23 protein-coding genes are annotated in these 21,110 nt (G+C 63.2%); 19 read left to right on the top strand and 4 right to left on the bottom strand.

Translation table 11 applies throughout. The features are described 5' to 3' along the window. The first annotated feature begins 189 nt into the window (after positions 1–189). From THITHI_RS0117545 to THITHI_RS0117530, 4 genes are all read left to right on the top strand, one after another. Complete coding sequence (locus THITHI_RS0117545; protein WP_083908812.1) at positions 190–2,742, top strand: InlB B-repeat-containing protein; 2,553 nt, start codon at positions 190–192, stop codon at positions 2,740–2,742. Between the two features lie 255 nt (positions 2,743–2,997). Beyond that, on the top strand, positions 2,998–3,609 hold the full coding sequence (locus THITHI_RS0117540) for a hypothetical protein (protein WP_018234367.1): 612 nt from the start codon (positions 2,998–3,000) through the stop codon (positions 3,607–3,609). Continuing rightward, a complete protein-coding gene (locus THITHI_RS0117535) occupies positions 3,606–3,821 on the top strand; it encodes a hypothetical protein (RefSeq protein WP_018234366.1) in 216 nt (71 codons plus the stop codon). Before THITHI_RS0117540 ends, THITHI_RS0117535 begins: the two co-directional genes overlap by 4 nt. A 281-nt stretch (positions 3,822–4,102) precedes the next feature. After that, positions 4,103–4,333, top strand: a complete 231-nt coding sequence (locus tag THITHI_RS0117530; protein ID WP_156820695.1) for a hypothetical protein — start codon at positions 4,103–4,105, stop codon at positions 4,331–4,333. Between the two features lie 22 nt (positions 4,334–4,355). Here THITHI_RS0117530 and THITHI_RS0117525 read toward each other — a convergent pair whose 3' ends face one another. After that, positions 4,356–4,646 carry a hypothetical protein gene (locus THITHI_RS0117525; protein ID WP_018234364.1) on the bottom strand — a complete coding sequence of 97 codons (291 nt, stop codon included), beginning with the start codon at positions 4,644–4,646 and terminating at the stop codon, positions 4,356–4,358. A gap of 185 nt (positions 4,647–4,831) precedes the next feature. On the opposite strand from THITHI_RS0117525, the gene THITHI_RS0117520 reads away from it, so the two are divergent. The 5 genes from THITHI_RS0117520 to THITHI_RS19505 are packed head-to-tail and all read left to right on the top strand — an operon-like array spanning position 4,832 to position 10,512. Beyond that, a complete protein-coding gene (locus THITHI_RS0117520) occupies positions 4,832–5,314 on the top strand; it encodes a GspH/FimT family pseudopilin (RefSeq protein WP_018234363.1) in 483 nt (160 codons plus the stop codon). Between the two features lies 1 nt (position 5,315). Then, positions 5,316–5,771, top strand: a complete 456-nt coding sequence (gene pilV / locus THITHI_RS19515; RefSeq protein WP_018234362.1) for a type IV pilus modification protein PilV — start codon at positions 5,316–5,318, stop codon at positions 5,769–5,771. Then, positions 5,768–6,724 (top strand): PilW family protein, encoded by a 957-nt coding sequence (locus THITHI_RS0117510; protein WP_018234361.1) that lies wholly within the window; start codon positions 5,768–5,770, stop codon positions 6,722–6,724. The genes pilV and THITHI_RS0117510 overlap by 4 nt, the downstream gene beginning before the upstream one ends. A 2-nt stretch (positions 6,725–6,726) precedes the next feature. Further along, a complete protein-coding gene (locus THITHI_RS19980; protein WP_018234360.1) occupies positions 6,727–7,218 on the top strand; it encodes a pilus assembly PilX family protein in 492 nt (163 codons plus the stop codon). 12 nt (positions 7,219–7,230) lie between these two features. Then, the gene (locus THITHI_RS19505) at positions 7,231–10,512 is read left to right on the top strand and encodes a pilus assembly protein (protein ID WP_018234359.1); all 3,282 of its coding nucleotides are present in this window, start codon (positions 7,231–7,233) and stop codon (positions 10,510–10,512) included. Positions 10,513–10,549: 37 nt separating this feature from the next. On the opposite strand, the gene THITHI_RS0117495 is transcribed toward THITHI_RS19505, so the two are convergent. Continuing rightward, positions 10,550–10,828 (bottom strand): DUF4031 domain-containing protein, encoded by a 279-nt coding sequence (locus THITHI_RS0117495; RefSeq protein ID WP_018234358.1) that lies wholly within the window; start codon positions 10,826–10,828, stop codon positions 10,550–10,552. A 9-nt stretch (positions 10,829–10,837) separates the two neighbouring features. Then, positions 10,838–11,494: a GNAT family protein gene (locus THITHI_RS0117490; RefSeq protein WP_018234357.1), complete on the bottom strand. Its 657-nt coding sequence runs from the start codon at positions 11,492–11,494 to the stop codon at positions 10,838–10,840. A gap of 159 nt (positions 11,495–11,653) precedes the next feature. Here THITHI_RS0117490 and THITHI_RS0117485 point away from each other — a divergent pair, with 159 nt between their 5' ends. From THITHI_RS0117485 to THITHI_RS0117440, 9 genes are all read left to right on the top strand, one after another. After that, a complete protein-coding gene (locus tag THITHI_RS0117485) occupies positions 11,654–13,996 on the top strand; it encodes an InlB B-repeat-containing protein (protein WP_018234356.1) in 2,343 nt (780 codons plus the stop codon). Positions 13,997–14,207: 211 nt separating this feature from the next. Next, positions 14,208–14,441 (top strand): hypothetical protein, encoded by a 234-nt coding sequence (locus THITHI_RS0117480; protein WP_018234355.1) that lies wholly within the window; start codon positions 14,208–14,210, stop codon positions 14,439–14,441. Next, the gene (locus tag THITHI_RS19500) at positions 14,438–14,827 is read left to right on the top strand and encodes a hypothetical protein (protein ID WP_018234354.1); all 390 of its coding nucleotides are present in this window, start codon (positions 14,438–14,440) and stop codon (positions 14,825–14,827) included. The genes THITHI_RS0117480 and THITHI_RS19500 overlap by 4 nt, the downstream gene beginning before the upstream one ends. A gap of 123 nt (positions 14,828–14,950) precedes the next feature. Beyond that, the gene (locus tag THITHI_RS20705; RefSeq protein WP_156820694.1) at positions 14,951–15,148 is read left to right on the top strand and encodes a hypothetical protein; all 198 of its coding nucleotides are present in this window, start codon (positions 14,951–14,953) and stop codon (positions 15,146–15,148) included. 177 nt (positions 15,149–15,325) lie between these two features. Beyond that, entirely contained in the window at positions 15,326–15,787 is a 462-nt protein-coding gene (locus THITHI_RS0117465) for a hypothetical protein (protein ID WP_156820693.1), read from the top strand. 47 nt (positions 15,788–15,834) lie between these two features. Then, on the top strand, positions 15,835–16,395 hold the full coding sequence (locus THITHI_RS19495) for a hypothetical protein (RefSeq protein ID WP_018234351.1): 561 nt from the start codon (positions 15,835–15,837) through the stop codon (positions 16,393–16,395). Between the two features lie 169 nt (positions 16,396–16,564). Next, entirely contained in the window at positions 16,565–17,515 is a 951-nt protein-coding gene (thyA, locus tag THITHI_RS0117455) for a thymidylate synthase (RefSeq protein WP_018234350.1), read from the top strand. Between the two features lie 324 nt (positions 17,516–17,839). Beyond that, on the top strand, positions 17,840–19,420 hold the full coding sequence (locus THITHI_RS0117445; RefSeq protein WP_018234348.1) for an InlB B-repeat-containing protein: 1,581 nt from the start codon (positions 17,840–17,842) through the stop codon (positions 19,418–19,420). An 88-nt stretch (positions 19,421–19,508) separates the two neighbouring features. Next, the gene (locus THITHI_RS0117440) at positions 19,509–19,865 is read left to right on the top strand and encodes a hypothetical protein (protein ID WP_156820692.1); all 357 of its coding nucleotides are present in this window, start codon (positions 19,509–19,511) and stop codon (positions 19,863–19,865) included. Between the two features lie 62 nt (positions 19,866–19,927). Here the strand turns inward: THITHI_RS0117440 and THITHI_RS19975 are convergent, their stop codons facing one another. Beyond that, the gene (locus THITHI_RS19975) at positions 19,928–20,695 is read right to left on the bottom strand and encodes an NADAR family protein (RefSeq protein ID WP_156820691.1); all 768 of its coding nucleotides are present in this window, start codon (positions 20,693–20,695) and stop codon (positions 19,928–19,930) included. Positions 20,696–20,817: 122 nt separating this feature from the next. On the opposite strand from THITHI_RS19975, the gene THITHI_RS0117430 reads away from it, so the two are divergent. Next, positions 20,818–21,093: a hypothetical protein gene (locus THITHI_RS0117430; protein ID WP_018234345.1), complete on the top strand. Its 276-nt coding sequence runs from the start codon at positions 20,818–20,820 to the stop codon at positions 21,091–21,093. The last annotated feature ends 17 nt before the right edge of the window (positions 21,094–21,110 follow it).

Here is a 21,110-nt window from a genome sequence, read left to right as displayed (position 1 = left end):
TCAAGGACGTGCCAAGTATAGCATAGGTAACGCCCATATTCAAAGATCGGGCGCCAGTCCCCGGGGCGTGACGCGTTTGCCGGGCTGGGGTGCAAATCAGGCCCCGGACCGATGACGCACGAAAGATTCCCTATACAAGGCTAACGAATAGAAGCCGGTTTTGGTTTTCTAGGGAAGGGAGGCTCTATCATGAGACTTGTCTCAGCTTTGCTGGCGATGGTGCTTTGCACTGCCGCTTTTGCCAACAATCTGATCACGATCGTGCCGTTGACGGGCGAGGGATACACTGCACCCTCGCCAGAGATCACCGTGTACGGCGCCTCGACGACAGGGGGCGCGATCTCCCCGGCAAGCCAGGAGGTTGCCTTTGGGGAGACCGCCTATCTGAGCCTCTCGCCCTACCCCGGCTACAGCATCTTCGGCGCCTCGGGCTGCGACGGCGCGCTTAGCGGCGATACCTACGCCACAGGCGCGGTGATGGAGTCGTGCACTGTAAACGCCTCCTTTGCGCCCAATGACTACACCCTCTTCTTTGATGCCCAGGGCGGATCGGTCAGCCCCGGCTCGAAGGTCGTTACCTACGCCTCCTCGGTGGGGGCGCTGCCTGTGCCCGAGAGAACCGGTTACGGGTTCGGTGGCTGGAATCAGTTCGCAGAGGGCGGAGGCACCCAGTACACCTCCGCGACGATCTACAACACCAGCGCGGATTCCACCATCTACGCCCAGTGGGATCTCAACACCTACGTGGTGAGCGCCGTCAGCGGCTCAAATGGCTCGATCAGCCCGGCGTCCCGGACCGTGGAGCATGGTTCGAGTGCCACCTTCACCGTGGCCGCGGCCACCGGGTACAGCGTAGACGCGGTCACCGGCTGCGCCGGCTCGCTCGCCGGATCCACCTACACCACCGGGCCCATTATCGAGAACTGCACGGTATCGGCCTCCTTCGATGCCAACACCTACACCCTGTCCTTCAACGCCCAGGGCGGCACCGTGCAGCCTTCCTGGAAGAACGTGATCTTCGATCAGCCGGTAGGCGCCCTGCCCACCCCGACCCGGGCCGGGCACACCTTCCTCGGCTGGAACACCCAGGCGGGCGGCAGTGGCGCCACCTGGAGCGAGACCACGGTCTACGCCCAGGCGGCTGATGCCACGCTGCACGCCCAGTGGGATCTCGACACCTACACGGTCTCGGCCGCGGCCGGCGCTGGCGGCTCGATCAGCCCGGCGTCTCGGGCCGTGGATCATGGATCGAGCACCACCTTTACCGTGAGCGCCGATTCAGGATATGCCATCGAGTCGGTGACCGGCTGCGCCGGTTCGCTCTCGGGCTCGACCTACACCACCGGGCCGATCACGGCAAATTGCTCGGTGAGCGCCTCGTTCGAGGCTAATGAGCACACGCTGTCCTTCAACGCCAACGGCGGGTCGGTCAACCCCGGCTCGATGACGGTGACCCACGGGGAGCCGATCGGCTCGATGCCAACGCCTTCGCGCACCGGCTACACCTTTACCGGCTGGAACACCCAGGCCGGCGGGGGTGGTGCAACCTGGACCAACGCCACCGTCTACACCGAAACCGGCGATACGACCGTCTATGCCCAGTGGGCGGCAGACACCTACACGCTGTTCTTTAACGCCAACGGCGGGTCGGTGAGCCCGGGATCCAAGTCGGTCACCTACGGGCAGAATGTCGGGTCACTGCCGACGCCCTCGCGCACCGGCTACACCTTTACCGGCTGGAACACCCAGGCCGGCGGGGGTGGTGCAACCTGGACCAACGCCACCGTCTACACCGAAACCGGCGATACGACCGTCTATGCCCAGTGGGCGGCAGACACCTACACGCTGTTCTTTAACGCCAACGGCGGGTCGGTGAGCCCGGGATCCAAGTCGGTCACCTACGGGCAGAATGTCGGGTCACTGCCGACGCCCTCGCGCACCGGCTACACCTTTACCGGCTGGCGCACCTCCGGGGGTGCCTGGTATTACGCCTCCACCACCTACAACGTGGCAGGCAATACCACGGTCTACGCCCAGTGGAGCGTCAACTCCTACACCGTCTCTGCAAGCGCGGGGCCCGGAGGCATTGTCACGCCAAGCAGCCGCACAGTGAACCATGGCGATACCACCTCCTTCGGGCTTGCCTGGGATGAGGGCTACCGACTGGTTTCGGCTACAGGCTGCGGCGGGCAGGTGGTCGATGTCCAGGGGACGTACTACCCGATATACGTCACCGGGCCGATCACGGCAAATTGCTCGATTTCGGTGACGTACGCGCTGAAGAACTACACCGTCTCCACGACCTCGAACAACCTGGCCCAAAGTTGGTCGCCGAGTAGCCGCCTGGTGACGCACGGCAGCGCCACCAGCTTTACCCTGACAACCCCAGATGGGTTCAAGCTCGACGCACTGGGCGCTTCAGGCGGGTGCTACGTCAACAGCCACTCCGGCACGACCGTTACCACGGGACCGGTTACCGGGGACTGCACGCTTCACGCGAATTTCTCCGATAACAGGCGCGCGGTGACCATCACCCATAGCGGAGACACGTGGTGCTCGACCGTCAGCCCGACCGGCACTCTCTTGGTCGATATGAATGCGACAGCCACTGTCAGCGTAACAGGCGCGGTCAATGTAAGCGCCACAGGCACCTGTACGCGCAGCTGGAATGGCAGCGGGTACACCGTCGGCCCTGTTACCAGCGACTGCACGTTGAACGTGTGGACCGGGTGCGGGTGGTAAGCAAGCACCCTCGCCCCAAGGTCTCGCCGCTGGCGCTGAGGCCTTGGGGTGAGCACCTGCATGCGGCTGGCTGAAGCGCCTACACACCTGCCCGCCCGGCACATCTCTCAGCGAGTGCGTCGGGCGAGCAGATCTCTCCTTCTCCTGTTTTCATCGGAAACCACCAGGGCGGCGGTTGACTCTGCGCGCCGGTAATTGCGGTGCGCGAAGTCCCTATATCTACCGACAGGACAACATTCATCAAAAGGAGGGGTTATGGAGCTTGATGACAGTAATCAACGAAAGCCGCTGGTGGTTGGTACGGCCATTGGCAAGAGCCTGGATCTGGCGCAGCTGCTGCCCCGGGTTGCCGGCGAGGCAATGCGCCTTGCCCCGGCCCAGTGCAAGAACCTGCTGATCGAGCGCCTGGGTGATGTCGATCCCCGGCGCGTGCGATACCCCGATCAAGGCATCAGCCTGCTGGCTGATCTCGAGGACCTGGTCAACCGGCACTGCCCGCCCTACGTGCGGTTTGGCGCCAATGACGAGGCCTTGGCGCTGGTCGGCTACTGGCCGGAGCTGTGCGCCATTGAACGTGACATCGCCGCCGGTGATCTGGCGCGCGTGCAATCGAGGATCGATCTGCGCTCCCTGATGACGCCCAGCGTGTACGCGGTCGTGGGCAGCGGAGTCGAGGTCGCCCTCTATACGCGAAACCCGGCCGGGAGCTGGGTGTGCGTCTGGCGTACGCGCGAGTTCACCGCCTCCGGGTATTCGGACCAGATATGGCAGGCGAAGAACGCAATAGCCGGTTGGCCGGCGTGGATGCGCGCCGCGGCGCAGTTTCACGGCAGCGACAGCCGGGTTAATCAGGGAGGTGGGGCATGAATATGGCAGAGCAGCCGATCACACGGGTGATCAACATGAGCACCGAGCAGGAGCTCAGTTACTCACTGCCGCCCGAGAAAGCGGTGGTATGCGCCCACGAGCAGTACTCTCGGCGCAACTGGAACACCTGGAGCTATGACTTCTCCAAGGCGAGGGCATCGGTCAGCGGCAGGACCGTTTCCTGCGGGGATTGGGTCACTCTCGTGATCTAGTCATTCATCGTCCCCGGTACTTGTTACCGGGGACTTAATTATCCACCCGGGCAGTCGCGCCGTGCGCGGTTACCAGGGCTACAGCCAAACACAGAGAATATGCGATATGCGTCAAAGAAAACCGAATCCGAACCTCAAGCACGCGCTTGCCGATGACGGCATGCGTCAGCTCTTGTTTGCGCCGGCACCCGTGAGAACGCGAAGAATGCCGGGCGCTGCGCCAGGCGCTCTCACGCGCCGGGCACACAGCGCCGCCGCGCTGGATCCAGCGGTTGGTGAGCATGCGACCGATTGAGCCGCGCGAGAAATCAAGCGGCGAGGCCTGCGTGGTGTGTGGCCACGAGATCCTCGAGCGCAGCGTGATCCCGTACATCCCCTACGAGGGGGCGGGACTCTATGGGCCTGGATCTCGCAGCATCGCCACCGAAAAGGATCGGCGCGTGACCGGCTATCACTGCCCGGTATGCGGCATCGAATACCACCACCTGCCCCGCCCCGTGGCCCAGAAGTAGCGCAAGCGCGCCCCTGGCCGCCCTATTGCCGGGCGCGATAGAGCCTTGCGTAGCAGGCCAGCACCTGCGCTTCGTTGCGCGATACCAGAACACCCTTGCGCGTCAGGTAATCGCGGATCTCCTGCGGATCGCTCGGCGTGAGCGGGTCGCTGAGGTGCTTTCTCACGATCCCCTGGAGCTTCCCCTCCGAGCGCACCAGGCGCAATGGCGCCCCTGGAAGGTAGGGGATGACCTGAACAGCGCCGCGCGTGGCGGGCTCCGTCAGGGGCCTGGCTGTGAGCAGATGCCCGGGTGTGGCTGTGCTTGCGATCATGGTGATCTCTCCGTCGAACTTTTCCGCCTATTTGGCACACTCAAAGTGTAGCACGGGTATAGCCGGGCCTCAAGAGCTGATAAGGCGTCGCCCGGCGCTTGCCGATATACCCCGTCGTTTGCTAAACTATTGTAAGAGTAGAGCGGTGGTAAAGGCCGTTCTCGTGACGATAGGATGTCGAGATCATGAAAAAGATTCGTGGATTCACCCTGATTGAGCTGATCGTGACGATGAGTGTCGCCGCGGTGCTCATGACCGTTGCCGTACCCGGTTTCTTCAATCTGGTCCAGAACAACCAGGTCACGGCGCAGACCAATTCCCTCATCTCATCGCTCAACCTGGCCCGCTCCGAGGCGGTCAAGCGGGGCGTGCCGGTCCTTGTGACGGCCGCTGAGGGCGGGTTCTCCAGAGGCTGGTGCGTTCACCTGCCCGGAGAATGTAACGAGGACAACGCCATACGGGTGAGCTACGGGTTTGACCGTCTGGAGGCTCACGCGGGTTTCGCGGTGCTCGGTTTTGATGAGCGCGGCGCCCGGGTGCTGCCCTCCGAGGCCCTGGCCGCGACGATCATGCTGCACCCCGCCGCCTGTGCCGCCGACACCCAGAGAGCGCGCGAGATCACGGTCGCGGTGACCGGGCAGATTCGTGTTGAGCGAAAGGGGTGCTGAGATGCGACACGAGAGCGGATTCAGCCTGATCGAGGTGCTTATCGCCCTGGCGATCTTTGCTGTCGGCCTTCTGGGGGTCGCATCCCTTCAGATCGTCGGGCTCAAGAGTTGTTATGACGCCTACCTGGCCTCGCAGGCGGTGGTGCTTGCCCAAGGCATGGGCGATCAGCTGCGTGTGGCGCACCGCACCGATGAGAGCCTGCTCACGCAGTATCTCTACAACGGCGACGGGCCGGGGGGTGACTGCGAGGCGCCCCCGAACGGCGCAGTGGCCCTCGGCAGCGAGGATCGCGACTACTGGCTGAACACGGTCGCCTGCGCCCTGCCGGCCGGGGTCGGCCATGTGCAACAGACCGGCGAGGGGTATCGCATCACCGTCTTGTGGCGCGCCTCCATGGCGCAAGGCGCAGCCGATGAGCCCCACAGCGAGCAGCTCAGCCTGGAGGTGGTGCTGTGATCGCCGCGCGCGGGGTCGGGGGCGGCGCCATGGCTCGCCAGGCGGGATTCTCGCTGGTCGAGTTGATGGTCTCCCTGCTCTTGAGCCTGATCCTGGTCGCAGGGGCGCTCCAGATGTATCTCGGCGTCAAAGAGACCCATCGGGCGCAGGATACGCTCGCGCGGATCCAGGAGAACGGCCGGTTTGTCGTCGAGACGCTTTCTCGGGACCTTCGCCGGGCGGGCTTCTGGGGCGGAAACGCGGATGTCACCCAGATCCTGGGTGTTCCGGGGGTTGCGCCCTACGAGCCGGGATGTACCCCGGGCTCTGACGCCTGGGGGCGCATGCTCGAGCAACCCATCGACGCCACCAACAACGGGCTCGGCGGCCATGACTGCGCCTCTGATTACCTTCGAGGCGACATCGTGACAGTGCGCTATGCCTCCCCGGAGCCCACCGAGAACCTCTCCACTGAGCGCCTGTACCTGCGCGCCTCCATGTTCGCCGGGCGCCTGATGCGCGGCAACAACGCCCACATCAATCTCAACCAGATCGAGCAGATTGGCGCCGATGAGCCTGTGGTCAGGGAGATGAACGCGCGCGCCTACTATGTCGCGCAAATGCCGGCGAGCGGTGCCGCCTGCGCGCAGGGCGACAACGTACCGGGGTTGAACGTGATCTCGCTTGACGCCGATGCAAGACCGGTGGTCCGAAGCCTGGCGCCGGGGGTCGAGCACCTCCAGATCCAGTTCCTGGATCTGACCGCCGGAGGCTACGTGGATGCCGACGGGGTGCTTGATTGGGGAGAGGTCATCGCGGCACGGATCTGGGTGCTGATGCGCGCGCAATGCCCGCACCCGGGGATCGAGAACACGCAAACCTACCTGATGGGCGATGTCAGCTACACCCCGAGCGATAATTTTCGCCGCCAACTCTTTACCGCGACGGTGCGGCTGCGAAATGGAGGTCTCTGAGCATGAATACAGCCCGCAAACAACAAGGGGTCGCGCTGGTTGTCAGCTTGATCCTGCTGGTGGTCATGACGCTTCTCGGGGCGAGCGCGCTGAACAGCGCCCTGCTTCAGACCCGGATGAGCGAGGGGTACCAATCCCAGAGCCAGGCGCTCGGGCGCGCGGAGAACACGCTGGTGCATGCCGAACAGGAGCTTCTCACGCTGCTCAACGGCGAGATCAAGCCCGATCACTACTACTTCCTCCACGGCAACGCTGAGCTGACCCCGCCCGATGTTCTGCGCATCGAGTGGGACTTTGATTACGCGCACGACCGGGAGGCCGGCTACCTGCTCGAGTACATCGGTCCGCGCAAGGTTCCTGGGGAATCGATGGCTGACGGCTACAGCATCGCCGGCAGTGAGATCCACCTGCACCGCGTCAGCGCGCGGGCAGCAGGGCCGCGCGGGGCGCTTCGCACCGTGCAGTCAATCTACGGCACGTTTGAGGCCCCTTGAGAGGAGATTCTCATGAAAAACAGCATCCTTGCACCCCTCCTCCTCCTTTTCTGCGCCCCTGCTCTCGGGGCGGCGGTACACGACCCCGAGAGCCAGCCGGTGCGCACCATCGCCCCCTACGTGCTGGAGAGCGACAACCTGGAGCTTGGCGATACCCATGCCTACCGGGTCTGGTTTGAAAACGGCGGCTGGCAGGGCGACCTGATCCAGTACCGTATCAGCGCCGAGGGCGAGCGATCCACCGACGTGCCCATCGGCTCGAATCCGCCCGAGAACGGCGTCAGCAACTGGAGCGCCAGGGCGCGTTTGTGGGAATCAGAGCAAGCCTCGGCGCTGTTCTGGCAGGAACGAAACATCGTCACCTACAACGAGGCAGGCACCGTGGCCTTTCGCTGGGACCGGCTCAGCGAACAGCAGCGCGAGGCGCTCGATCCTTATGCCCACGAAACCCTGGCCAGCGGGCCCTACGAAAGCGACATCCTCAATTACGTGCGCGGGGATCGAAGCCTGGAGCGATCCGAGGAAGGCGGTATCTATCGAACCCGCTTCAGCCTGCTGGGCGATATCGTCAACTCGCGCCCCGTGATCATCAATGATCTGGTGGTGGTGGGTGCCAATGACGGGCTGGTTCACGGATTCTCCACCGCGGACGGTGAAGAGGTGTTTGCATACGCGCCATCCCCCCTGTTTCAAAGGATGAGCAGGCTGATGCGCACCCCGTATACGCATACCTACATGGCGGACGGCGAGCTGGGCGCGCGGCGCCTTCCAGACGGGCGCCAGATCGTGGCTGGAGGGTTCGGCGCCGGGGGTAAGGGGCTGTTCGTTCTCGATGTTTCCGACCGCGAGTCCCCGAAGGTGCTGTTCGAGGCCGGCGAGGGACACCCCTCGATCGGCGCCACGATCGGGCATATCCACAAGCGCCCGGCGATCTCGCGCCTGCCCAACGGGCGGTGGTATGTCGTCAGCGGCAATGGCTATGGCAGCCAGTCTCAGAGTTCGGCGCTGATCCTGATCCCGCTCGATGGCGGGTCCGTGAGCACGGTCTCGATGCCGCTGCCCTCGGAAGGGCTGGGCGGGCCGACGCTGGTTGATTCGGATATCGACGGGCGGGTGGATTATGCCTACGCGGGCGATATCGGCGGCAATCTCTGGCGGATCACGCTTGCCGATCGCTCCCCTGCCCTGCTGTTCTCGGCTGGCGCCGATCGCCCGATCACCGCCGAGCCCGATGTCGCCCGCCACCCCGCCGGCGGACTTTTCGTCTACTTCGGTACCGGCAGCCTGCTCAGCAACATCGACGAGGTCAATGTCGATACCCAGGCATTCTATGGCATCTGGGACCGTCATGATTGCGAATCGCGCGTCAGCCCGTGCGTGACGCAGAGCCGCCTGATAAGCCAGGATCTCGAGGAGCACATCTACACCTGGGACGCGGCTGATGGCGGCGACAATACCCGTGAGGTGCGCATCGCGGCCAGCGCAAATACCCCCGATTGGTCCGGCGAGACGCCGGATCTTGGCTGGGAGGTGGAGTTCCCGCGCGCCGGCGAGCGCCTGCTTGGCCGCCCGCAGGTCAGGGGCGGCCGGGTGCAGTTCACCACCAACAATCCCGCCGTGAGCAACAGCGGCGAGAACTGGGTCATGCAGCTCGAGCTCCATGCCGGAGGGCGCTTTAGCAGGGCCTTGTTCGATTTCAACCGCGACGGCACCCTCAATGACCAGGATGCCCTGATCATCGATGAGGAGAAGCACTACCCGCTCGGGCTCAACCTCGGCGCCGGCAACATCTCCCAGCCGGCCTTCGCCCGGGTGAGCTTCGGGAAGGATGCCGTGTTTCTCAACGGCGCCCTGCTGCCGGACCTGCATGCCCCCATGAGCGGGATCATGTTCGGAGGCAATCTCGATGTCACGACCGACAGCCCCGCCGGCGCCGCGCGCACCCCCGCGCAAGGCTACCCGGATCCCGAGCAGATCAACCCCTATCTCGAGGCGGACGGGACCGGCGGGCGCGTGGATGCACACCACCACGCCTACGACAAGGTGCAGGGCGTCAACTACGTCGATCTGCTGGAGATCGAGCCCCGGCGGGCTCGCCCGAGCCTACAGGTCGGGGTAACCCCCTACACGGTGCAGCCCGAGCTCAACCGGGTCGATGAGGTGGTCGGGATGAGCGCGTCGCAGCGATTTATCGTCACGCTCACCAACGCCGATCTCTCCCGGGGCACCGAAATCCAGATCGGCTGCCGGGTCTGGGACAGTTTCGAGTACCAGCAGATGCTCACCGAGCAGCTGGTGCGGCTGGGCCGTGATCCGCAGGACCTGGTCGATGAGCAGGGCCAGTCGCTGGTGGTGTCTCTCGATGAGATCCTCGCTGAGGGCCCGTGCGCGAACCCCACCATTCGCATCAGCATCACCGGGCGGATCGGCCAGGAAGGCGTGCTGCATGGCACCAAGGCCGGGTGCGTGAACAACACCCATGATTACCGCAATACACCAAAGACCACCCAGGACCTCTACAGCGTGGATCCTCACGTCACCGTCAACGACGAGGGTCGAGGGTATCGCTGGAGAAACGGAGCGCTCACCGTGCAGCTGCTCGCCGTGGCCGGGGACGGTTCGGCGCACTACAGCCTTCAGCCAGAGCAGTACCTGCCCGTTGCGCGAAACAACCGCGACGAGATTGGCTTTGGCGGGGTCTACGCGCACGGATTCTCCGTCTCCCAGGGGCGCATCGTGCCCGCGGCGCCTGAGCAGTGGAACGGGCTGCTCTATGAGCTGAGCCTCTTCTGGAACGTGGGGGATATGCACGAGCTCCAGCAGCAAGGTCAGCCGATGTCCTGCTACGGGGCGAATAACTACAAGGCGCAGATGACGCACGAGCTGCGCGGTATCAACTACGGCCAGTACTCGGCGCTGATCGCCTTCGATCCGTCTGGCGAGGGGGTGATCGCCGCCTACGCCGATCTGCTCGAGCAGCTCAACCGCGCGACGCTCAACGAAGATGATGCGGAGGTGGAGCAGATTCTCCAGGAGCTCGCGGATCTGTTTGATCGCAACCAGGAGCTCGGCGATTACCACCGGTACCGGATCTATGCGCCCGGGGTGGTGCCGGATCACATGCTCCTGGAGATCGACCGGCGCCTCACTGAGAGCGGCCTGGTGGGAGAGGATGGCACTCCGGTGACGATCGAGGATCTCGAGACCGACCTGCTGCCCGCGCTGGGCCCTAACTTCCGGCCCGGGAGGCGCTCGTGGATAGACCTCTCCCCGCTTAGCGCGCTCGACAACTAGGCAATCCGGCCAGAACGGGGCAAAGGGGGCGCGAGCCTCAACGCAGAGGGGACGCCTGGGCTCTCAGGTGGCGGGTTCTTCGAAGGATGGCGGCCAGTTCGCGACGGCCGACCTCGACGGCGCCAAGAGAGAGCGCGATCGCCCGCTTGGCCTTGCAGATGTCGTAGTGGGGGTGGCTGGCGTTGGCCTGGAACCAGCGCCGCGCCACCCCGATACGATCGGCCATCTCATGGAGCTCCTCGAGGGTGTCCGCCACCATGTGGCACATCAACATCCGCCCATAAGGGTTTCTCGGCTTGTCGACATACACCGCCATGGCGCGCGATCAGGCAACCGCCATGGAATCCAGCGCCCAGGGGTCGAATCCCGCGTCCTGCGCGCTGGGGTAGCGCCCTACGGGCAGACGCAGCATCACCGGGCTTCCGGCGCAAGTGTGATCAACCGCCTCAAAACCAAGCTGGCGGTAGTAGAGATGGAGCTTCTCGATTCCTTTTCGAAGCGTCTTGAGCTGCTCATCCGGCGTGCCTGACGGGCTGAGCGCATAAGGGTAGGCATTGAGCGTGACCGCGCCGCAATGCGAATGACGCGCGATAAGCGTCTCGATCGCGGCCAGCCCGATCTTGTGCCCGCGGTACTTGGGGTTGAGGTAGATCTGGTCGATGACCAGGATATCCTCTGTGCCGTAGTACCCCAGGCGCTCCGCGCCGCGCTTGATGTAGTCATCGTCTTCAAACAAGGCGAGGTAGATGTCGTGAAGGTCCTCGGCCTCGCGAAACAGATCATGAAGGGGGTGGCGAAGCGCCTGGGCGTCTTCGACGCTGATCTCGGTGTATGAAAGGGCGCCGATCTCCAGGCGGGCGCCGGACTCGCTGTACCAGGACAGAGACTCGCGCCGGCGTTCAATGAAATCAGAGGAAGTGTTCTGGGAGGTACACCAGCCCAGAGGGGATTCGCCGTCAGAGGCAGGTTCAAAGTGCAGCATGGTCAGGGTATCCGATCGTTCTGTTTAAGGTGTGACAAAGTATAGCACCAGTAAACACCAGGCATCAATGATCTGCGGCGGGTGCGGGCGCCCTTCGAAACGGGTGGGATTTTACCTATACGGAAAAATACCAACCTATCCTGTGAGGGGACTTTGTCGATGAAACCACTACTTTATGCACTTCTGATCGGCGGGCTTGCGGTAAGCCCTGCGGCCAGCGGCGCGGAATATGTTCTGCGCATCTCCATCCAGAACGCCTCGGAGGAGCCCTCCGGCGCGCCGGAGCCCGATCCTGAGAGCTACGTGGTCTCGGCCTCGGCCGGCGACGGGGGCTCGGTCAACCCCGCCATGCAGGAGGTGCTCGAGGGCGAGACCGCCAATGTGGGCGTGAGCCCCGATACCGGGCACTCGATTCTCTCGGTCTCGGGCTGTGGGGGCACGCTCTCGGGCTCGACGTTTGTCACCGCCCCGGTCACGGCGCACTGCAACGTGTTTGCCGCCTTCGAGGCCAACACCTACACCCTGAATCTCAATGCCCAGGGCGGATCGGTGACCCCCTCCAGCCAGGCGGTGGTCTACGGCGAGCCGACAGGCACCCTGCCTGAGCCTTCGCGCGACGGGCACAACTTCCTTGGCTGGGACTGGCAGCCCACCGGCGGCAGCCCCTGGCAGGCCTCCGAGCCCTACCTGATCGCGGGAGACTCCGCCGTCTACGCCCAGTGGGATATCGAGAGCTTTATGATCGTGGCGACCGCCGGGGCGGGCGGCTTGATCAGCCCCGCCAGCCAGCTGGTGGAGTATGGTGATACCGCCGACTTCACGGTTACGCCGGACACCGGGTACTACATCGCGGCGGTGACCGGGTGTGAAGGCGCGTTGGCCGGATCCGTCTACACCACCGGTGTGATCACCGGCGTGTGCTCGGTGTCGGCCTCGTTTGATGCCAACACCTACATGCTGTCCTTCGATCCCCAGGGCGGATCGGTCAGCCCAACCTCCAAGGCAGTGGTCTTTGACGAGGCCATCGGCACCCTGCCCACCCCGACCCGGGACGGGCACAGCTTCGGTGAGTGGAACACCCAGGCGGGTGGTGACGGCGTCACCTGGGCGAGCGCCACCGTCTACACTCAGCCCAGCAACGCCACGCTGTATGCCCAGTGGGATATCGAGGCCTACACGGTCTCGGCCTCGGCCGGCACAGGGGGTTCGATCAGCCCGGCCAGCCAGCTGGTGGAGTACGGCGATACCGCGGACTTCACGGTCAGCATCAATGCGGGTTACAGCCTCGATGCGGTGACCGGCTGCGCCGGATCGCTCGACGGATCCACCTACACCACCGGTGCGATCAGTGAGGACTGCTCGGTCTCGGCCTCTTTCGATGCCAACGAGTACACCCTCTCCTTCGATGCCCAGGGCGGCACCGTGCAGCCTTCCTGGAAGACGGTCACGTTTGACTCGCAGGTCGGCACCCTGCCCACCCCGACCCGGGACGGACACAGCTTTGCCGGCTGGAATACCCAGGCGGGCGGCGGTGGCGCCACCTGGAGCGACACCACGGTCTACGCAGTGGCCAATGACGCTACGCTGTATGCTCAGTGGGATATCGAGAGCTACACGGTCTCGACATCGCCTGGAGAGGGCGGCTCGATCAGCCCGACTTCAAGGTCCGTGGAGTACGGAGACAGCACGTCATTCACCATTACCCCGGATGCCGGCTATGTGGTTGTCGGCGCCACCGGTTGTGGCGGATGGCTTCAGAACAATACCGAGTACTTCACCGGCGCGATCACCGAAGACTGCACGGTGATTGCGAGCTTTGAACCCGATGCTGCAAACGCATGGGAGTCCTTTGCGCTCGACCACGGTCTTACTGTACCGAGCAACTGGGAGAGCGGGATCAACTGGACCCACGTGACGCTTGATTGCCTCCCGATGGGCGGCGCAAGCTGCGGGCAGTACAACAAGCCCTACCCGACTGTAACGATCAGCAGTGGCGGGATCACCGTGAAGTTCAGTTCGCTCAGCAACGTAGAAGGTCTTTCGAGTGTTGTAAGCAGCGGCGCCATCGATCTTGCAGGGAACTCTCTGCCCAACGTAGAAGGATTGCGTAATCTTGAAAACGTGACCGGTGCGCTCCTTCTTCAGAACAACGGGCTGACGACGATCGACGGTCTGCGTAAGTTGGCGCAGGTAAGCGGAGATTTGCGCCTCGATTCGAACTCCTTCACGAGCCTCGACGGCCTCAGCAAGCTGAACTATGTCGGCGGGGATCTGGATCTGAGCAATAATCCGAATCTTGTTGACCTTACCGGGCTTGAGACTCTCTCGATTATGAACGGTCAGATCAAGATTCCCCTCGGCATCCAGAACCGTTCGGGCTTTGTCGCAATCCCAAGCAGCGCGGACGCTTGCGGCTTCTATGGCAATAGCTGGGACTGGCCGACCGGCTATGCGCAGCAGGACGACGTATGCGAAGAAAGCGGCGGGGGTGGATGGTTCTAAGGCCGCAGACGCCCGCGCTACATGCCAGCGCGGGCGGGGTGTCGGAAGCTTGAGCACCCACGTCGCCTGATTCCCTGGGCCTGCTTGACGAGAAGGCCCTCGCAGCCATAAACGGCGGCGAGGGCCTTTCTCTTTGTTACCGCCAGGGATCACGCGGGGTGTTGCTATACACGGGTGAAAACGTGCAACCCTCCAACTGAGGCTTCAACGTATGCCCCCACCAACCCCGGCCGAGGAAACCCGCATCTTGGTGAGCCACGAGCACATCGAAGCGCTTCGCTCCATTGCTCGATCCGAGGGAAAGACTCTCGAGGCTCTTATCCAGAAGGCGTGCTCCGAATACCTGAGCACCCACCAGAACGGAAGTCGATGGCTCACGATCCAGCGCCATTTCGATGCCAGTTTGCGGGAATTCCATGAGATCTACCGAGGGCTGGACGCTTGAGTACGCCCCTCCTTCCAGATCTCGATCAGGTGCTATCACTGAACGCCCAGCTGGCCGAGCGCTACGGGGGTGAGCGCGGCGTGAGCGCACCGGAGGTTCTGAGATCCACGCTCTGCCGGCCCCTGGATCGCTGCGGAGGCGGTATTCTTGATGAGGCGGCCTGGATATTTGCGCAGATTCTCATCGAGCGGCCCTTCGCGGGCGCCAATGCGCGCACGGCTTTCGCTGTACTCGATATCATCTTGCGCCTCAATGGTCACCGCATCGCCCTGCACCCGGAGGCGCTTCTCGGGGAACTGCGAGGGCTATGCTCCACCCATACGCCCGATCCTGAACAGATTCGGCTATGGGTTCATCGCCTGGTGGAGCAGCCCGATCTGTTCTAAGCGGCTCACGGCGCCGGGCGGCGCATGACGCTGTAACGCCCTGGCCTTCCTGTCAATGAGAATGTCGGTCGGTGATCGCTATACAAACTGCAAGAGGTCATAGGCAACCGAGGAGGCAGAGCAGTGAATCGACCATTCAAGATCAAGATGAAAAACGGGAACCGCCTGGTCACCGTTCGCCAGCAGGGCCCGAACGAGGTCATCCAGCCACACACGCTGGAGCAGGTTTACGGTGAGTGGAAGCCGACCCGATGCATCGGGGATCGCGTGCGTGAACACCCAGGGCGCAGGTTTGTTGAGCTTATCGGGCTGGGCGCCTAGATGAGCCTCAACCAGCGAAATCATTACCAACCCGGCGCCTTGCGGTGCCCGGGTTTTTATCGCGCCGCCTTCTGATCTTGAGAATCGGCCGTATCCCATGCTACACTCTTAACAACAGAACGACAAAATCACAACCATGGCGCCCCTCTTCGGGTGGCGCATTGAAGAGAGGCTTGAATGAACGGAATTACGCTTCAGACTGTTCGCGAAGGGCTGGGTATGACTGTCGCCGATCTGGCGCGATTCTGCGCGACATCCGAGGAGCGCATCATCCGCTTCGAGAGCGATGCCGAGCCTGTCCCGGAGGATCTCTCTTCTTCCCTTGATCGTCTCAATGCGCTTCTCGACTCCGGCGTTGAGAGCGCGGTGAGTTCGCTGCTTGAGGGCGGATATCGAGAAGCGGTGCTGTTGCGCTTCCCCGACAACGCCTCTTTGTCCCGCTACCGGGAGGATTTCTCGGGCCTGCCGAACACGACGCACGGCCTCTACATGGATCGTATTCGCCGTGCCTGCGCCCGCGCCGGCATCAGAATTCACCTCCAGATGTTCAAGGAAAGCGCATACCTCGGGTGGCTCAAGGGTGAGCCGGACAGCGAGCAGGCGCGTGCGGCATGGGCGACCGTGGCGTTCTACGAATAAAACCCATTCCAGAAAAACGCAAAGGCTCAAGGGCCGGGGTGTCTACGATGACAAGCACGAAACACAGCGACGAGAACGAACCTGTTGCGCAGGTGCTCGAGGGCCTGATGGCGGCAGCGCAGGCTCAGAGCGAGGCGTCTTATCAGGCGGTCTCCGGCTTGCCGGCACTCCAGCGCGCGCACGCCGCGGCGAAGAACCTGGATGCCACAAGACTCTGGGCCGAGGTGGTCTTCCCTTTCGAGAAGCTGCTCGATGGATTGATCGCCAGCGCCGGGATCCGCGGCACGGCCGCATTTGCGCTCAAACGCTACCGCTTCGTCATTTGCCACCTGAAAGAGATATTCACCCGCGCCGAAGGGCACATGTTCTGTGCCGACAAGGCGGAAACCGTACTGTACAAGGCGCTGTCTTTCTACGTGAAAGGAGAGCGCATCACCTGGAATCCTGAAGGAAAGACGACCTACAACATCCCCAAGCGCGTGCTGATCGAGCACGACGATATCATCGCCTTTCTTGATGCGCTCTATGCTCTGGAGTACGGCTCTCCGGACAAGTACCTCCAGGCGCTGGGCGCGATCTCCAAGCAGGGCGCGGCGCCGGGCAAGTAAGCTCTCCCGGGGCCGTCAGAGCAAGACGCCAGCACCGGGGCCCAAGGGCCGCGCCGCCTCGCTGTAGCACCCCCCCCCCCCCCCTTTGATTTACGCAGCGCCACCAAACGCCGAGCGCGCCAGTCTCTATACCTGTCTGAAGAGGCTCAATCAATCATTGGAGGTAATTATGGAGCAGTATCAAAGTTTGATCAGAAGGATTCTCGAGCACGGAGTAGACAAGGGGGATCGGACCGGCACAGGGACCCGCTCTGTCTTTGGTCACCAGATGCGCTTCGATCTGACAGAGGGGTTCCCTTTGGTCACAACCAAGTTCACCCCGTTTCGTCTGATCGCTGTGGAGCTGTTGTGGTTTCTCAAGGGCAACCCGGACATCTCCTACCTGCACAAGCACAACTGCCACATCTGGGATCATTGGGTGAAGGAGGACGGTACCTTCGGGCCGATCTACGGCCAGCAGTGGCGCTCCTGGCCCTCTTACAAGTGGACCGACGAGCCTCAGCGTTCTGGACACAACCACGAGACGATGCGGCTGGGGCGGTTTGAGCGTGCCGAGATCGACCAGATCGCCAACGTCATCGAGCGCCTGAAGACCGATCCGGACAACCGGCGCCTGATCGTGAGCGCCTGGAACGTGGCGGACGTGGAGAGCGGCGATATGGCCCTGCCACCTTGCCACTCCTTCTTCCAGTTCTACTCTGCGCCAATGAGTCGAGAGGAGCGAGTGACCTGGTCGAAAGCCGTTGGTGCCGAGGCATCTCTGGCGGCTGCCGCAGGCGCCGGAATCCCCAAGCGCAAGCTCTCTTGCCAGCTCTACCAACGGTCGGCAGATGTCGGAGTGGGTGCACCATTCAATGTAGGAAGCTACGCATTATTGACCCACATGATCGCGCAGGTCACAGGTCACGCGGTCGGTGATTTCGTCTGGACCGGAGGAGATGTGCATCTCTATAGCAATCATTTCGAGATGGCGCAAGAGGTGCTCAGGCGCGAGCCAAAGCCGCTGCCCAGGCTTAAGATCAACCACGAGGTTGCCGATATCGATCAGTTCACCCTCGAGGACTTCGAGCTGATCGGCTATCAGCACCACCCGAAGATCAAGGCGCCGGTGGCAGTCTGATACGCCGCGAAGGAAGACCTCCCCGCGAGCTTCAGCCGCAGGCGGATTGACATACAGGCTTATTGTAATTCACCCCCCGGTGCGCGCCAGCGCCCGGGGGTTTCTCTGCGCGGAGGTTCCCCTGTTTATCGCTATACGTTGAATACAAGCAACCGCAGAGAGAAATACTGTCATGAAGTATCGCGAATTCACAGTTTATCTGCTGGCCCTGATTCTTATTGCCAGCACCTCCGTGGCCTCGGCCAGCACCTACCGGTTCATTTACCCCTTCAAGGGGTAACGGGCGGGCCCGCCAGCGCCCCGGAGCCCGATCCTGAGAGCTACGTGGTCTCGGCCTCGGCCGGCGACGGGGGCTCGGTCAACCCCGCCATGCAGGAGGTGCTCGAGGGCGAGAGCGCCAATGTGGGCGTGAGCCCCGATACCGGGCACTCGATCTTCTCGGTCTCGGGCTGCGACGGCGCGCTCTCGGGCTCGGTATTTGTCACCGCCCCGGTCACGGCGCACTGCAACGTGTTTGCCGCCTTCGAGGCCAACACCTACACCCTGAATCTCAATGCCCAGGGCGGATCGGTGACCCCCTCCAGCCAGGCGGTGGTCTACGGCGAGCCGACAGGCACCCTGCCTGAGCCTTCGCGCGACGGGCACAACTTCCTTGGCTGGGACTGGCAGCCCACCGGCGGCAGCCCCTGGCAGGCCTCCGAGCCCTACCTGATCGCGGGGGATTCCACCGTCTACGCCCAGTGGGATATCGAGAGCTTTATGATCGCGGCGACCGCGGGCGCCGGCGGCTCGATCAGCCCGGCAAGCCGGCTGGTGGAGTACGGCGATACCGCGGCCTTCACCGTCAGTGCTGATGTGGGTTACAGCGTGGACGCTGTGACCGGCTGCGCCGGATCGCTTGCCGGATCCACCTACACCACCGGTGCGATCAGCGAGGACTGCGCGGTCTCGGCCTCGTTTGAGGCCAACGAGTACACCCTCTCCTTCGATGCCCAGGGCGGCACCGTGCAGCCTTCCTGGAAGACGGTCACGTTCGACGCCCAGGTTGGCGCCCTGCCCACCCCGACCCGGGACGGGCACGTCTTTGGCGGCTGGAATACCCAGGCGGGCGGCGGTGGCGCCACCTGGAGCGAGACCACGGTCTACGCGGCGGCGGACGCCACGCTGTATGCCCAGTGGGATATCGAGAGCTACACGGTCTCGACATCACCTGGCGCCAATGGCTCCATCACGCCAGCCTCCCGGAACGTGGAGCATGGCTCGAGCACCACCTTTACCGTGACACCTGACTCCGGATACAGCATCGCTTCGGTGACCGGTTGCGGCGGATCGCTCTCCGGATCCACCTACACCACCGGTGCGATCACCGGCGCATGTTCGGTCTCGGCTTCGTTTGAGGCCAGCACCTACACCCTGTCCTTCGATCCCCAGGGTGGATCGGTCAGCCCGACGACCAAGAGCGTGACCTACGGCGAGGAGATCGGCGCATTGCCTGTTCCTGTGCGCCAAGGGTACACGTTCTTTGGTTGGAGTACCGGCGCGTCCCAAACCAGCAACACAACCCCCTCTACGACCTATTCGGAACCCCAGGGGACTACGGTCTATGCGCAGTGGGGTCAGTGCGAAGTTGAGAACTGGGGGCCGAAATCGACCCAGGCCGGCGAACCGTTCAATCTTCAGCCTTCCGGAGATTCTGCGCTTTGGATGGTCATCGGCTGCGCGCCGCATAGCGCTCGGGTGGTGTTTGACGGGACGCCCCTGCATACAACAATTGGCGGTGGCGGCGTCACGAGCGCGAGAGTCTCTTTCTGGGAAGAGCTTCAGCCGGGTAACTACCCGCTTGTCATTCGCATCCCTGAGTGGAACGAGAATGCGATAAGCATCGGCACCTTTGTCGTGCACTAGCGCGAGATCGGAGTGTGCGATAGAGGCGCGCGGTGTTCTCGTCCGGCAGGTCGCTATACCAAGGAGGTACATGCAGAAGGAGGCTGTTATGGCGAGGACTTATCGCTCAACCCCGACCTATGTCTGGGGGTTGCGTCGCCGCCCCAGGGTGCGCCGCGAAGCGGTGGAGCTCGAGCGGGCTCGTGATGACATGAACGACATCGGCGTCAGCGCGCGTAATCGCGATGAGCGTCGTGAGAGGTTCATCAAGCGTGTCCAGTGGTGTGAGGCGCGCCTGTCGTATTACCGCGGTCAGGCCTGGTGGCGGTTGCGCGGGGTCCTGGACCCCAAGCTCAACACCGTACCCTCACAGCTCAAGCCCAGGTGCTTCTCCGAGGGCGGATATTGGGGTTGGATCTTTTTCCACACCAAGCCCGGGGAGCTCATCAGGACCAACTGGCGTTGATCTTCAAACCCCTTGTAGCCAGCCACCTGGCCGCGAGGGGTTTTTCTTGCACCCCGCTCGGCCTAGATCTCAAGCTCCGCCTGAACGCTCTCACTCGCCCCTACGCCGTCCAGCCAAGCCGGCAACACCCTGGCCGGGGCCAGGGCCTGCGGACAGAGCAAAGTCTCGCCCTGGAGCGCTACAAGCGCCCTGAGCAGGCCATTGTCGCGACTGAGCTGCTCACAGAGCCACTGGAGGTACTGGCGATCCGTCAGGCCCCGTACCTGGTCCGGGCAGAATCGGCTCCCCGGGCCCACGTTGACACCGACACCGCCGGGGTCTTGCACCCGGGTCGGCGCCAGAGAGCGCCGGGCATGCACCCTGACCTGCTCGAGGCACTCCATAAGCCAGGGGTGCGATCGCGAAACGTCGCGCAGCTGGTCGCCGTAGACGTAATAATGCAGCAGCGGGATGCCGCCAGGTGCCTTTCTCAGCAGATCCTGGATTTCAGGGTGTTGTTCGATCTTTGCCTGAACGGCTGCGCGGATCAGGTTCTCGAAATCCGCCCGGGGCTTGCGCCCTCTCTCCTTGATCAGCCGCCGGCCCTGCGCCTTGGCCTCGAACCCGGCAAGATCTCTCAGCTCATCCTGCTCACAGGAAAGCCAGTACCAGTAGGCCTCCACGCTGGCAAAGCGGCCGAAGCCATCAACGACAAAAGGGGTCCTGGCGAAGTTCGACAGCAGCTGCCCCAGCCGGGTGCGACCCTTGCTGTAGACGTTGATATGGGAGATCCCGTCCATGGCGGGATCTGGTTGCGCGCTTGACAGAAGGGCGCGGGGCTCCTGGTGCATTTTTGACATCCTCCCCGGCATCAAGGCCGAGTTCATCGTGCGCAGGCTCTCCACGGGATTCGCTATACAGATCACGCGCGAGGGCCAGCCCCTCGCTTTTGTAATCCTTCTGATGAGCCGATATGTCCGAGATCAACCAGAGCAAGCAACCAGATCCTCAACCCCGGGGGTTCCCTGTAGCGCCGGAGACCTCCGCGTGGGCGCAGGAGCTCCGGCAGGCCATGCTGGATGTTGCACGCATGCGAAACGTGCCGTCACGCTTTCTCGTTGACGAGACCGAATCCGCGCACTATGTGAGCATCACCGATACGCACACTTCCCGCATGACGCGGGTCCCCATCGAGGCCTACTCCTCGGTTCGAAAGTGCCTGCAAGACCTCTTCCCGGCCGGGAGCTGACATCCCTCAGGGGAAGA

The organism is Thioalkalivibrio thiocyanodenitrificans ARhD 1 (assembly GCF_000378965.1).
GTDB classification, from domain to species: domain Bacteria; phylum Pseudomonadota; class Gammaproteobacteria; order Ectothiorhodospirales; family Ectothiorhodospiraceae; genus Thioalkalivibrio_A; species Thioalkalivibrio_A thiocyanodenitrificans.
The sequence above is the reverse complement of the archived record's forward strand: the minus strand, read 5'-3'. Positions and strand labels throughout refer to the sequence as shown.